Annotated in this window: 12 protein-coding genes and 1 tRNA gene; 6 read left to right on the top strand and 7 right to left on the bottom strand. The window is 56.4% G+C overall.

Going from position 1 to position 13,771, the window contains the following annotated elements; all coding sequences use genetic code 11:
* Nucleotide 1 precedes the first annotated feature (1 nt).
* The 6 genes from ACO05M_RS03830 to ACO05M_RS03805 all read right to left on the bottom strand — a co-directional run bounded on the left by ACO05M_RS03830 (nucleotide 2) and on the right by ACO05M_RS03805 (nucleotide 6,064).
* The gene (locus tag ACO05M_RS03830) at nucleotides 2-247 is read right to left on the bottom strand and encodes a hypothetical protein (protein WP_421867995.1); all 246 of its coding nucleotides are present in this window, start codon (nucleotides 245-247) and stop codon (nucleotides 2-4) included.
* A 121-nt stretch (nucleotides 248-368) separates the two neighbouring features.
* Nucleotides 369-1,292, bottom strand: a complete 924-nt coding sequence (gene speB / locus ACO05M_RS03825; RefSeq protein WP_421867992.1) for an agmatinase — start codon at nucleotides 1,290-1,292, stop codon at nucleotides 369-371.
* Between the two features lie 8 nt (nucleotides 1,293-1,300).
* Nucleotides 1,301-2,488: a carboxynorspermidine decarboxylase gene (gene nspC / locus ACO05M_RS03820; RefSeq protein ID WP_421867989.1), complete on the bottom strand. Its 1,188-nt coding sequence runs from the start codon at nucleotides 2,486-2,488 to the stop codon at nucleotides 1,301-1,303.
* A gap of 41 nt (nucleotides 2,489-2,529) precedes the next feature.
* Complete coding sequence (locus tag ACO05M_RS03815; protein ID WP_421867987.1) at nucleotides 2,530-3,729, bottom strand: saccharopine dehydrogenase family protein; 1,200 nt, start codon at nucleotides 3,727-3,729, stop codon at nucleotides 2,530-2,532.
* An 83-nt stretch (nucleotides 3,730-3,812) separates the two neighbouring features.
* Nucleotides 3,813-5,735, bottom strand: coding sequence for a biosynthetic arginine decarboxylase (gene speA, locus ACO05M_RS03810; protein WP_421867984.1), 1,923 nt, complete (start codon nucleotides 5,733-5,735; stop codon nucleotides 3,813-3,815).
* A gap of 253 nt (nucleotides 5,736-5,988) precedes the next feature.
* Nucleotides 5,989-6,064: transfer RNA gene (locus ACO05M_RS03805), tRNA-Phe, on the bottom strand.
* Nucleotides 6,065-6,213: 149 nt separating this feature from the next.
* Between ACO05M_RS03805 and ACO05M_RS03800 the strand changes: the two genes are divergently transcribed.
* From ACO05M_RS03800 to ACO05M_RS03780, 5 genes are read left to right on the top strand one after another with little or no spacing between them, the layout of a single operon-like run.
* Nucleotides 6,214-6,777 carry a D-sedoheptulose-7-phosphate isomerase gene (locus ACO05M_RS03800; RefSeq protein ID WP_421867981.1) on the top strand — a complete coding sequence of 188 codons (564 nt, stop codon included), beginning with the start codon at nucleotides 6,214-6,216 and terminating at the stop codon, nucleotides 6,775-6,777.
* Nucleotides 6,778-6,806: 29 nt separating this feature from the next.
* Nucleotides 6,807-8,258 carry a bifunctional D-glycero-beta-D-manno-heptose-7-phosphate kinase/D-glycero-beta-D-manno-heptose 1-phosphate adenylyltransferase HldE gene (gene hldE / locus ACO05M_RS03795; RefSeq protein WP_421867978.1) on the top strand — a complete coding sequence of 484 codons (1,452 nt, stop codon included), beginning with the start codon at nucleotides 6,807-6,809 and terminating at the stop codon, nucleotides 8,256-8,258.
* Complete coding sequence (gene rfaD, locus ACO05M_RS03790; RefSeq protein WP_421867976.1) at nucleotides 8,255-9,202, top strand: ADP-glyceromanno-heptose 6-epimerase; 948 nt, start codon at nucleotides 8,255-8,257, stop codon at nucleotides 9,200-9,202. Before hldE ends, rfaD begins: the two co-directional genes overlap by 4 nt.
* A gap of 51 nt (nucleotides 9,203-9,253) precedes the next feature.
* Complete coding sequence (waaF, locus tag ACO05M_RS03785) at nucleotides 9,254-10,264, top strand: lipopolysaccharide heptosyltransferase II (RefSeq protein WP_421867973.1); 1,011 nt, start codon at nucleotides 9,254-9,256, stop codon at nucleotides 10,262-10,264.
* A gap of 20 nt (nucleotides 10,265-10,284) precedes the next feature.
* Nucleotides 10,285-11,547 carry an O-antigen ligase family protein gene (locus ACO05M_RS03780; RefSeq protein WP_421867970.1) on the top strand — a complete coding sequence of 421 codons (1,263 nt, stop codon included), beginning with the start codon at nucleotides 10,285-10,287 and terminating at the stop codon, nucleotides 11,545-11,547.
* Here ACO05M_RS03780 and ACO05M_RS03775 read toward each other — a convergent pair.
* Nucleotides 11,504-12,544: a glycosyltransferase family 4 protein gene (locus tag ACO05M_RS03775; RefSeq protein ID WP_421867966.1), complete on the bottom strand. Its 1,041-nt coding sequence runs from the start codon at nucleotides 12,542-12,544 to the stop codon at nucleotides 11,504-11,506. The genes ACO05M_RS03780 and ACO05M_RS03775 overlap by 44 nt on opposite strands.
* Before the next feature lie 127 nt (nucleotides 12,545-12,671).
* Here ACO05M_RS03775 and ACO05M_RS03770 point away from each other — a divergent pair, with 127 nt between their 5' ends.
* On the top strand, nucleotides 12,672-13,766 hold the full coding sequence (locus ACO05M_RS03770; RefSeq protein WP_421867964.1) for a glycosyltransferase: 1,095 nt from the start codon (nucleotides 12,672-12,674) through the stop codon (nucleotides 13,764-13,766).
* Nucleotides 13,767-13,771 lie beyond the last annotated feature (5 nt).

Here is a 13,771-nt window from a genome sequence, read left to right as displayed (position 1 = left end):
CTTACCGCTCCTCTTTTTCCTTCGCCTCACGCTGCTTGCGCACCGCCAGCATCACGTAACGGATGTTGTAGGCCAGGCCAATCGCCATCGCCAACGGGCAGGTGATAAAGAACAGCATCCCCAGTCCCGGCGAGCCAAAATAGCGTCCGGCCCAAAGACTCAGCACACTGATGATCGCCAGCGGAATCCCGGTCTTAGTCATCAACTTCAAGTACCGGTCCTTACGAATCTCCCGCTTATCGACCATCAGATTTTCCTCATTAATTGAAACTCGGCTCATCCTAAGCAGCTAACCGCTCAGCATCAAGCCGAATACCGTTCGACCCTAGCGAAACGGATTACCAACAGAGTCCCGATCCAAGAACTGCTCAAACAGGCGCAGGTTGGGTCCGCTGCACAATTCCCATCAGTTTGTAGACCAGCATCGAGGCGGCGAAATCATAGGCATGAAAACCGGGAATAGGCGCATGTTCCATAACATCGAAACCGATGATCTGGCGCTGCCTGGCGACCGATTCGAACAGACTCAGGGTCTGGTACCAACCCAACCCTCCGGGAACCGGCGTTCCGGTTGAGGGAAATACGCTGGGATCAAGGCCATCGACATCGACGGTGAAGAACACCCGGCTGGGAAAATCGCTGGGCAGTTCGATCTGATTGATCTGCTGCGGAACCAACTGATCCGCATCCAGATAATGGACCCCAAACTGTTCTCGAGTCTGGCGCTCCTCGTCGCAGAAGGCCCTGATACCCAACTGGAACAGCGGCACCCCCTGGTCGACGATCCGCTTCATCACACTGGCATGACTGTAGGGGTTACCCTCATAGGCATCGCGCAGATCGGCATGGGCATCGATCTGGACCACTCCGAAATCGTCAATACCGGCGTCCAGTAATCCTTTGATCACCCCCCAGGTCACCGAATGTTCTCCCCCCAGGGCAACCGGCATCTTGCCCAATTTGGCGATCTCGTAGGTCAGCGCGGCGATCCGGCCGATCACTGCCTGCGCTTCCCCATGACAGTTGATCGGCTGATGGGTATAGATTCCCAGCTCGCTGGGGTTGGACTGACCATCCCAAGTCTCCAGCTGCCAGGACGCCTGCAGGATCGATTTGGGGCCATTGGCGGTACCGCCGCCGTAAGAGACACTGTCTTCGTAGGGAACCGGCAGGATATGGAAGCGCGCCTCCTGCGGACTGGGCTGCTCGATCTCGGAGCCCAGAAAGATCGGATACTCGGGCGCCACCAATTGATCAAAATTATCCATCATTACCTCCGTTGCCGGGTCCATCGACCCGCTCAGGACAACCTCGTCTTGAAGTCCTGATAACCAAACTCGCGCACCACCCGTAGCTCGTCCGTATCCGAGTTCCAGATCGCAATGGCCGGCAGTTTCACCCCGTTGAAGGTGGTCGTCTTCACCATCGTATAGTGTGCCATATCATCAAACAGCAACCGTTGCCCGACCCTCAGCGGTCGATCAAAGCTGTACTGACCGATCCGATCACCGGCTAGACAGCTGGGCCCGCCGAGCTCATAGGTATGGGGCTTGGCGTCCGCCTCACCGGCCGTAAAGATATCGGCACGGTAGGGCATCTCCAGGGTATCGGGCATATGGCAGGTGGCCGATACGTCCAACAACGCATGCTGGCGATCGGTCTGCGCCACGTCCAGCACCTCGCCAACCAGCACCCCGGTATGGATCGCGATCGCCTCCCCCGGCTCCAGATAGACCTGAAGATCGTACCGTCGAGAGAAGTCTCGGATACGCTCAACCAACCCATCCAGATCATAGCCGGGTGCGGTCAACCAGTGGCCACCACCGAAATTGATCCACTCCAGCTGCGGCAACAGGTGTCCGAACTTGCGCTCGACCGCCACCAGGGTGCGATCCAGCGCATCAAAGCCCTGCTCGCACAGGGTATGGAAATGCAACCCGCTGAGGCCGCTCAGATCTTGACCCGAGAAGGCCGCCAGCGGAATCCCCAGACGCGAGCCGGGAGCACAGGGATCATAGATCGCCACCGTGCCTTCGGAGTGCTCGGGATTGATCCGCAGACCGACTTTCAGCTGCGGCCGATGCTGCTGGGCCTGCTCGATCAGCGGCTTGAAACGGCGCCACTGATCGAACGAGTTGAACACCAGATGATCGGCCAGCTCGACCAGTGCAACCATATCGGCTTCGCTGTAGGCGGCGGAATAGACATGTACCTCGCCGCTTCCATCGCTGCCGCTATAGTGCTCCCGCGCCAGCCTGGCTTCATGCAAACCGCTGGCGCAACTACCGGATAGGTAGCGTGCCGTCAGCTCACCCAGCTGCCAGCAGGAAAACGCCTTCAAGGCCGCCAGCACCTTGGCGCCGCTGCGTTGCTGAAGCTGCTGCAACAGCTTCAGATTCGCCTCGACCGCCGCTTCGTCAACGACAAAGCAGGGCGATGGCACACGGGAGGGATCAAAGCCCTCGAAGGTTTGGCATTTAATCGTCACGGGCGCTTTCCTCAACCATCACCGACTTTGAGCCAACGCCGTTAGGGCATCAGCTCAAACTCGGGGTCTTCGATTACGGTCCAGGGCAGGCCGTACTGGTTCATATCCGCCATAAAGTTATCCGGATCCATCTGCTCCATGTTCCAGACCCCCGGCTGCTTCCAGCCACCTTCCAGGATCATCTTGGCACCGATCATCGCCGGCACCCCGGTGGTGTAGGAGATCGCCTGGGATTTCACTTCCTGATAACAGGCCTGGTGATCGCAGGTGTTGTAGATGTAGACGGTTTTCGGCTGTCCGTCTTTGATACCGCGGACATAACAACCGATACAGGTCTTACCGACGGTACGCGGCCCCAGTGAAGCCGGGTCGGGCAGCAGCGACTTCAGAAACTGGATCGGCACGATCTGCTGACCGTTGTACTCCACCGGCTCGATACCGGTCATCCCGACATTGCCCAGCACTTCCAGATGCTTGAGGTAGCTGTCACCGAAGCTCATCCAGAACTGCGCCTTTTTCAGGGTCGGGTAGTGCTTGGTCAGCGACTCCAGCTCCTCGTGGTACATCCGGTAGATATTGAAGGTACCGACCTCCTCCGGGCAGGTGAACTCCTGCTTGGTCGACATCGCCGGCGTTTCAACAAACTCTCCGTTCTCCCAGTGACGACACTCGGCGGTCACTTCGCGGATATTGATCTCGGGGTTGAAGTTGGTCGCGAACGGGTAGCCGTGGTCACCGCCGTTGACGTCGATGATATCCAGGGTGTGGATCTCGTCGAAGTAGTGCTTGGCCACATAGGCGGTAAACATGTTGGTGGCACCGGGATCGAAGCCCGAACCCAGCAGCGCGGTCAGGCCCGCTTCCTTGAAACGATCCTGATAAGCCCATTGCCAGTGGTACTCGAACTTGGCGGTATCCAGCGGCTCGTAGTTGGCCGTATCCAGATAGTGAACCCCGGTCTCCAGACAGGCGTCCATGATCGTCAGATCCTGATACGGCAGAGCCACGTTGATCACCAGTTCCGGCTTGACCCGATTGATCAGTTCAACCAGTTCCGGCACGTTGTCGGCATCGACCTGGGCGGTTTCGATCGGACGATCGATCTGAGCAGCGATCGCGTCACACTTTGATTTGGTACGGCTTGCCAGCACGATCTCGGAGAACACCTCCGGCAACTGCGCACATTTGTGAACCACCACACCGCTGACACCACCGGCACCGATAATAAGTACTTTAGACATGGTTTTTTCTCCACATTCTCCGGGGTTTTCCCCACTGAATGAAAAGGTCCGGTTGCGAGCAAATCGCAACCGACGTGTTGAAATTATTTGGTTTTTTCGTAGTAGGTATAACCGCGCAGACTCTCATCGAAACTACGCAGCACATCGCGCCGTTCAGAGGGCGATATTTTTTTATCTCTGACCGCCTGCTCCGCCGTTGCGCGAAAGTTTTCAAACAACGCCTTGGGTTGAAATTCAACATAGCTGAGCACGTCGGCGATGCTGTCTCCCTCCAGCTCCTTCATCACATCGAAGGTTCCGTCTTCATTGATCCGCACACTGGCCACCGCGGTATCGCCCAGCAGGTTATGCAGATCCCCCAGGGTTTCCTGATACGCACCGACCAGGAACACTCCCAGGATGTAATCCTCATCCTCACGCAACGGATGTAATGGCAGAGTGTTGCGGATCTCGCTGGCGTCGATAAACCGATCGATCTTGCCGTCACAGTCGCAGGTGATATCGGCGATGATCGCCTCGCGGGTCGGTTCTTCGTCGTTGCGGTGAATCGGCATCACCGGGAACACCTGGTCGATCGCCCAGACATCGGGCAGCGACTGGAACACGCTGAAATTGCCGTAGTAAATATCGGCCAGGTATTCACGCAACCCTTCCAGATCCGGCGGAATCCGATCCGACTGTTTCAACAGCGCGACTATCCGCTGCAGCGTCGCTAAGAACAGGTTCTCTGCCCCCGAGCGATCGCGCAGGCTGATCTGACCGCGCTTGAACAGCTCCCCGATCTCATCGCGGTAATAGAGGGCGTCGTTGTAGCTCGCTTGCAGGTTCTTCGAGGTGATCCCCTTGAGCACGTCCTGCAGGTTCAGAATAAGTTCGTGGGAATCTTCAGGCACGGTCGGCGCGCTGTCGACCGGCTCAAACTGGGTCACTTCCAGCACATCGAACAGCAGCATCGAGGAGTAAGCGACCGTGGCCCGTCCCGATTCAGTGACGATACAGGGGTGCTCGATGCCCTGGGCATCAAGGGTGCTCATCACCACCTCGACGATATCGCTGCAATACTCGTTGAGGTTGTAGTTCTTGGAGTGCTCCTGGTTGCTGCTGGCACCGGTGTAGTCGACCGCCAGGCCACCGCCCAGGTCGAGAAAGCCCATCGCGGCACCTTCCTTGACCAGGTCGGTATAGTAACGGCACGCCTCCATCACCCCGTTGCGAATCTCGCGAATATTGGGGATCTGGGAGCCCAGGTGGTAGTGCAGCAACTGCAGGCAGTCGAGCATCTGGTGCTGCTTGAGGGTATCGATCACCTCGATCAGCTGGTTGGTGGTCAGCCCGAAGATGCTGCGATCGCCGCTGGTCTTGTTCCACAGCCCACTGACCTTGGAAGACAGCTTGATCCGGACCCCCACCAGCGGCCGGATCCCCAGCGCATGGCTGCGCTCGATAATGATCGGCAGCTCGGTCGGCGTTTCGATCACAAACAGACAGCGATAACCCAGCCGCTGCGCACGCAGCCCCAGGTCGATAAACTCTTGATCCTTGTAGCCGTTGCAGACGATCAAGCGACCATCGGCCTTCAGTGTTGATAAGGCGATGATTAATTCGGCCTTACTGCCCGCTTCCAGACCATGGCGGTAGCGCTGGCCAAAGTGAGCGATCTCATCGATCACCTGGGCCTGTTGATTGACCTTGATCGGAAACACACCCTGATAGGCCCCCTGATAGCCGGAGCTGTCAATGGCCCGCTTAAAGGCTTCGTTGAGCTTCTGAATCTGGGCGTCGAGCAGGTTCTCGATTCGCAGGATCAACGGCAGCGGTAAGCCCCGTTGACGAATGCCGGAGAGTATTTCAGGCAAAGGAAGACGAACGAGTTTGTCGTTGACGGGCACCTTAGCGACAACATCGCCCTGATCGGACAATTCGAAGTAGTCAGAACCCCAGTCGTTGATCCCGTAGAGTTGTGCCGATTGCTCAGCACTCCAGTGAGTTATGGATTGATTTTCCAAGGCATAAAACCCCCAATAAACAGCATCGACCTCTCTGTCGATAGTGATCGTCGTGAGCTTGGTTTCGCTAGGAAAGGGCGAAACTCAAAGAAAAATATAACGCCAGACTAGGCGCCTGTTGAGAGGCGTGAAATGTCGCACAAAATCCACGATCTGAGTAGCACTTTTTCAACTTTCAACTCGCGGTCGATGGCCATGTGCTAAACCCAGAAACAACAAAGGCCTGCATTTGATTGCAAGCCTTTGAAAGAGATGGTGCCCGGAGGCGGAATCGAACCACCGACACGAGGATTTTCAATCCTCTGCTCTACCAACTGAGCTATCCGGGCACAGGCGCTGATGCGCAAGAGGCGCGTATTTAAGCGGGTTTAGTTATCGCTGTCAAGCATATCCCATAGAAGCAATTCAGGTTTTTAACAGTCCTGTGGGGGCTCTGGTATACTGGGCTCCTTTTTTCAGTCTGCGGAGAGTCCCTAGCGTGATTTCAAGTTTCGAAGGTGCGCTCAAACGTCATCAGGAAACCTTTGAGCGGGTTCAGTCTCTGGGTCCCGAGGTGGTTGCGCTGGCCGAGGCCGTGGTCGAGTGTCTGCGCGGCGGCGGCAAGGTGTTGTGGATGGGTAACGGCGGCAGCGCGGCCGATGCTCAGCATCTGGCGGCGGAGCTGATGGTGCGCTACAAGGCCGAACGGGGACCTCTGGGTTCCATCGCCTTGACCACCGACAGTTCGCTGGTCACCGCCCACAGCAACGATTACGAGTTCGAAACCCTGTTCTCGCGTCAGATCGAAGGGCTGGCCAAGCCGGGTGATCTGGTGATCGGCATCAGCACCTCTGGCAACAGCGGCAATATCATCAAAGCGGTGGAACAAGCCCAAGCCATGGGAATCAAATCGGCGACCTTGTTGGGTCGTGACGGTGGGAAATTAGCGGGAATGGCCGATATCTCGGTAACCGTCCCCAGCGATGAGACGGCCCGTATTCAGGAAGCCCATATCTTTATCGGCCACTGGTTGTGCGAGCAGATCGATAGCGATCTGGCTTAACGATGGAAACGAATTAAGCGGACCAATCCATGCAGCTCTTTACTCCGGACTTTTCCAGCGCCCGCGTTCTGGTGGTGGGCGACCTGATGCTCGATCGTTACTGGCACGGCCAGACCGGTCGAATTTCACCGGAGGCACCGGTGCCGGTGGTCCATATCAAGGATCATGAAGGCCGCCCCGGCGGCGCCGGAAACGTTGCCCTGAACATCGTCGCCCTGGGTGGCAATGCCACCCTGCTATCGCTGGTCGGTAAAGACGAAGCCGCCGATAGTCTGCGGTTACAACTCAATGAAGCCGGTGTTCAGTGCGAGTTCGAAGAGGTCGAGGGTTCGGACACCATCACCAAGCTGCGGGTCATGAGCCGCAACCAGCAGTTGATCCGACTCGATTTTGAAGACGGTTTCGAAGATTACGATCACGCCCATCTGCTAAGCCGCTTTGACCACTGCCTGCGAGACTGCGACGCGGTGGTGTTCTCCGATTACGGCAAGGGCTGTCTGGATGAGATCCGAGCGATGATCTCCCGTGCCCGCGCCGCCGGTAAGCAGGTGTTGGTCGACCCGAAAGGTACCGACTTCAGCCGCTATACCGGGGCCACCCTGATTACCCCCAACGAGTCAGAATTTGCCGCGGTGGTCGGCTGGTGGCAGGACGATACCGAGCTGGTTGAGCGAGCCCACAACTTACGCACGGCCTGTGAGCTGGATGCCCTGCTGGTGACCCGCAGCGAACGCGGTATGGCCCTGATCCAATCTGATCAGGAACTGCATATCCCGACCCTGGCGCAAGAGGTCTACGATGTCACCGGTGCCGGCGATACGGTGATCGGAACCCTGGCCGCGTCGCTGGCCGCCGGCGAAACCATCGAAGACGCCACCCGTCTGGCCAACCTGGCCGCCGGCATCGTGGTCGCCAAGCTGGGAACCGCTACCCTGAGCGCCGAGGAGCTTAACCGCGCGGTACTGGGCGAGGCGGTCGAAGAGACTGGTATCCTCAGCGTCCATGCATTGCAAAAACAGATTCAGACCGCCCGCGCCCGCGGCGAGAAGGTGGTGATGACCAACGGCTGCTTCGACATCCTCCACGCCGGTCACGTGCAGTATCTGGAACAAGCCCGTTCGCTGGGCGATAAGCTGATTGTGGCCGTCAACTCCGACGACTCGGTCGAGCGACTGAAAGGGCCGGAGCGGCCGATCAACCCGCTGGAGCAACGGATGGCGGTACTGTCCGGCCTCGGCAGTGTCGATTGGGTGGTGCCGTTCGGCAAGGATTCGGTCGATGACACTCCTGCCGAACTGATCAAAGAGCTGTTGCCGGATATCCTGGTCAAAGGCGGCGACTACAAGGCCGAAGATGTCGCCGGCGGCGAGGCGGTGATCCTTAACGGCGGTGAAGTGATCATCCTGGGCTTCCTGGACGGCTGCTCCACCACCAATATCGTCCGCCGGATCCGCACCACCGAGGAGAATCAAGGTTCATGATTATCGTAACCGGCGGCGCCGGCATGATCGGCAGCAACATCGTCAAAGGCCTGAATGATCGGGGTATCACCGACATTCTGGTGGTGGATGACCTGACCGACGGGCATAAGTTCTGGAACCTACAGGACTGCCAGATCAGCGACTATCTAGACAAGGACGACTTCCTGGCCCGAATCAAAGCCGGGGAAGCCTTGGGGCCGATCGAGGCGGTTTTTCACGAAGGTGCCTGTTCTGCCACCACCGAGTGGAACGGCAAATACATGGTGGAGAACAACTACGAGTACTCCAAAGTGTTGCTGCACTACTGCCTGGAGCGCGAGATTCCGTTTCTGTACGCCTCTTCAGCGGCAACCTATGGTAAGGGCGAGATCTTCCGCGAAGAGCTGGCCTGCGAAGGACCGATCAACGTCTACGGCTATTCCAAGTGGCAGTTTGACCAGTACGTGCGTCGGATTCTGCCTCAGCAGCCCAGTTCGCAGGTCGTCGGCTTCCGCTACTTCAACGTTTACGGCCCCCGCGAGCAACATAAAGGTAGCATGGCCAGTGTGGCTTACCACAATCACTGCCAGATCCAGCGCGGCGAAGACCCGAAACTGTTCGGTGCCTACGATGGCTACGAAGCTGGTGGTCAGAAACGGGATTTTGTTTTTGTCGGCGACGTAGTCAACGTCAATCTGTGGTTTATGGACCACCCGGAGCACTCAGGGATCTTCAATCTCGGTACCGGTCGCAGCCAGTCGTTCAAGGATGTAGCCGATTCGGTCATCGCCTACCACGGCAAGGGCCAGATCGAATTCATCGAGTTTCCCGATCACCTGAAGGGCTCCTACCAGAGCTTCACCCAGGCTGATATCAGCAAACTACGGGCCCTGGGCTACGACGAGCCGTTTAAAACCGTACAGCAAGGCGTTGCCGAATATATGCAGTGGCTGCATCGAGACTGATCGATCAAGCGTGAACATCCAACTACTCCAGATCACACGGGATTACCCACCATGTCAAAACGCTGGCTGATCATCGGCCCCTCCTGGGTCGGCGATATGGTGATGTGCCAAAGTCTGTTCAAACACCTGAAACAGCAACAGCCTAACTGCACCATCGATGTGGTGGCACCGGGCTGGTCATTACCGATTCTGGCGAGAATGCCGGAGGTGGAAAATGCCATCGCGCTGGATGTTAAACACGGCGAGCTGGGGCTGAAGAAACGCTGGCAACTAGGGCTGGGGCTGGTCAAACGTCAATACAGCCACAGCATCGTGATTCCTCGCTCGTTCAAAGCCGCCTTGTTACCTTGGATCGCCGAAGTCCCCGAACGCCGGGGGTTTCGTGGCGAGATGCGCTACGGCGTCATCAACGACATGCGCCTGCTCGACAAGGAACGCCTACCGCTGGCCGTACAGCGGATGGTCGCGTTGGGAGACAAGCCAAGCCTGGATCCACCCACGATCATCGATCCGCAACTCACCGTCGATGAGAAGAACCAGCAACGGTTGATCGATCAACATCAGCTGGATCTGAGCAAACCCGTGGTAGCTCTACTGCCCGGGGCTGAGTTCGGCCCTGCTAAACAGTGGCCGGCGGAGTACTGGGCACAAGCAGCGGATCAATTGGCCAAGCAGGGCTATCAACTCTGGTGCCTAGGCTCACCCAAAGATCGAGCGGTTGCCGATGCGATTCAGCAACAGGCCAACTGCGAGCTGCTTAACCTGTGCGGCGAAACCCAGCTCGAAGACGCCGTCGACCTGCTAGCCCTGGCACAACACGCGATCAGCAATGACTCCGGCCTGATGCACATCGCCGCCGCCGTGGGTTGCCACCTGATCGCAATCTACCGAACCACCACCCCCGAATACACCCCACCGCTTACCCGCAATGCCGATATCCTGCGGGCCGACCTGGGCGGAGATGAGAGCCTACTAGCGATTCGGGAGCTGCCTGAGAACCATTCGCTAGTTGATGTCAGCGTGGACCAGGTCCTTGCCTGCATCCCCTCTAATCAGAATTAAGTAATCCAGAAGAAGTTGTCATGCACGCTGTACTCTCCCAAGGCTTTAACCTGGCACTAATGCTGTTCACCGCCCTGCTGTTGGTGGTCGATCGATCGATCGGTGCCGTCGCCTTACTAATGCTGTTATTGTCGATCGCCATGCTGCTGACCCGCCATAACCGGGGCATTAAGCTGGAGCAGGACGAGAAGCTTCTGCTGGTGGCCATGGCGATCTACCCCCTGGCGGTATTAATCAACATGCTGGTGCACCAGAACAGCGATCTGGCCGATTTCGATATTGCCTCCAGATTTTTGCTGGTGCTACCGATCTTCTTTGCCGTCCGGCGCTTTGGCGCCTCAAAAAGCTGGCTCTATGCCGGACTTTTTATCGGTGCGATCGGGGCGGGATGTTTTGGTTACTATCAAAAATATGTGCTCGGCTTGGTGGTAGCTCATGGATATATCTCTAAGATTTCTTTTGGTGATCTATCGCTAATACTAGGTGTGCTGTCGTTGACCTACTGCATCAAGCCGAAACCGGACCATCCACGGAGCAAATGGCTGATTATGTTAGCGATTATTGCTTTTGGATTTGGATTGATGGGATCCATTACTTCAGGAACCCGTGGGGGTTGGATCGCAATCCCGGTTATGCTGTGGCTAATTCTTCGCGAAGCTATAGAAATTAAACCCATACGCTTCGGTATCTATGCATGCTTTTTAATAGCGACTTTGGGCGTCTATCAAAATAATCAACTGGTCAAATACAAAGTTGATAAGGCTGTAGCTGATACGATCAGCTATCTATCGGAAGAAGGCAGTGTAGAGGGCTCAGCGGGCACTCGCTTAGAGATGTGGCGTGCCGCTGGGATTATGTTCCAACAGTCCCCCGTATTCGGAGTTGGCGAAGGAGAGTATCGAAGCAGCGTCAAGCAACTGATTAGCCAAAAGCAGGTTGCCCGTAATATCGGCTATGGTCATGCCCATAGTGAAATGCTGACAACCCTGGCCGAGCTGGGAGTGTTCGGTTTGGCAGCCCTGCTCGCCTTTTACGCGCTACTGTTACGTTTCTTCTATCGGATGCGATCAGTCGACTTACAGTTGGCCACCGCTGGTTTGTTACTGGTATTTGGCTATGTTGATTTTGGCCTGACGCAGGCGATGTTAAGCCACAACATAACTACCGTATTTTTGGTAGCCCTGGTGGTCATCCTAGCCGGTTGCTTGAGTCATCAAAAGCGCTTGCATGGGACGCCGTCTAACAGCCCAGCAGATTCTGGTATAACGTCCAGCACTGGTTAAAGACCACTTCCGGGCGGTAGGCACCCACCGTCTGACGGCCGTTTTCGGCAATCTGCTCTCGCTCGGCCTGGTGGTCTAATAGGCAAACTGCTGCATTCGCCAGTGACTGGCTGTCAGCTGGCGGTACCAACAACCCATTGGACTGGTTTTGGATAATATCGGGAATTCCACCCACTTCAGACGCGATCACCGCGACACCATGATGCATGGCTTCGAGAATGGTCGAACCAAACCCTTCCATCAGTGACGGCATCAACAGCAGTTCAAAGCACGCCAGGTAATCTCCAACATTCTGGACCTGCCCAACAAACTCCACATTGCTCAAGCCCGCCGCCTGTTGTTTCAGCGATCCCAGATTTGGCCCAGACCCCAAGAACAGAAAGTGAACATCAGGATGGCTGTGTTGCAGTTGCCTGGCCACCTCAAGCGTATAACGCTGACCTTTAAGATCGATCAGAGCCCCTATCTGGCCAATCAGCCGCTTACCCGGATAGCATGCCCGAATCGCTGCCGACTTCTCGGGATCGCTTGGAACGGGAAAGCATGCCGAAGGAATGATCACTGTTTTATCGATCGGCGCCACCTTAGCCACCTGGGATCGGATTGCTCGGCTCAAGCAGATGATCTTCTCGGCATTCTGATAGGCCCAGCGTGATGATCGCTTGGCACTGATCGGGTGCTCGACTCTGCGGCTAATCACATAAGGAGTACCCTTCAACCAGCGATGCAACAGCCCCCAGTAGACCGATCGGCCATCATGACAGTGCACCAGATCCACACCTCGGCATAGCGGTGAAAAATGCTGCTGCAGCTGATTCTTGGCTTCTATAACCTGACATCCATGTTGTTGGCCCAGTTCAGCCAATGGGTTGCCCGGCCGAGTAATCAGTATCTGCTCCATATCGGGCTGCCGGCTAAGGAAGCTGATTAGATTAGCCGTTTGGCGCTCGCCACCGCCAAAAGCACTGGATAGATTGATATGTAATAGTTTGGGCATGAAACGCTTGTCCCCCTTGGCTTGCCCGCGAGTATAACGATAAAGCACGTCAGGTACCGAACTCCCAGCGAATCCAGCGTTCAGATGATAAACTTGCACACTTTGCCGGAAAACTAGAGCCCTATCGATGAAAGTACTGGTTATCAGCTCCTATACCGATACTTGGAACAGTGTCAGACCGGAAGCCGAGATGTTGATCGGCCTCCATAAAGCCGGTGTGGACCTTACCCTGATGACCCAGGGTCAATCCGAGTACGCTCCCCGTTTTGAGGAACAGGGCATTCGGGTCATCGATTATCATCCACAAAAAAAATTCAGTTGGGCAGCCATTCGCCGTATTCGACACGAGCTCAAGCAGGGTAGTTACGATATTCTGTACCTGTTCAATAACAAGGCGATCGTCAACGGTGCTCTGGCCGCCATTGGCCTACCGGTCAAGGTCGTCAACTACCGGGGCCAGACCGGTAATATCTACCGCCATGATCCGGCCAGCTATCTAACCCACCTGAACCCTCGCATCGACGGCATTATCGGCGTCGCTAACGCCGTTCGAGATGACCTGCGACCCCGAGTTTTTCTACCAGAATCTAACGTCGTCACCGTCTACAAAGGCCACGACCTGCGCTGGTACGAGGATGTTAAGCCAGCAGATTTAGAGGCCGAGTTCGGGATCCCCGGATCTGCCGTCAAGGTAATCTGCGTCGCAAATGCCAGGCCACGTAAAGGGATGCCGTTACTGGTTGAAGCCTTTGGCCAAATTGATACCGACGCCCACTTGATACTGGTCGGCGGAGGTATGGATGCTGAAGAATTTACCAGCCAGGTGAAACAAAGCCCGGCCAGGGAACGAATCCACTTGGCGGGCTTCCGTAACGACGTTCCAGCCCTGGTCAGTGCCAGTGATATCTCGGTACTGCCCTCCTTAAAACGCGAAGGTTTACCCAAAACCGTGATCGAGGCGATGGCCTATGCCCTTCCCTGCGTGGTAACGGACACCGGCGGCAGTGCCGAGTTAATCGTCAGTGGAGAATCGGGGCTAGTGGTTGCCCCCGGAGACGGTGCCGCACTTGGAGAATCGATCAAACGGCTGATCGATTCGCCTGAAGATCGACATCAGATGGGCAAGGCCGCACGACAGCGATTAGCGGATCATTTCACTGTCGATCAGGCGGTAGCCAACACGCGGGCATTTTTCCGGCACCTTCTTGAATCTAATCGCTAAGGCAG

This window comes from Motiliproteus sp. (assembly GCF_965230735.1).
In the GTDB taxonomy this organism is placed as follows: Bacteria; Pseudomonadota; Gammaproteobacteria; order Pseudomonadales; family Balneatricaceae; genus Motiliproteus.
This window is presented reverse-complemented; position numbering and strand designations above follow the sequence as displayed.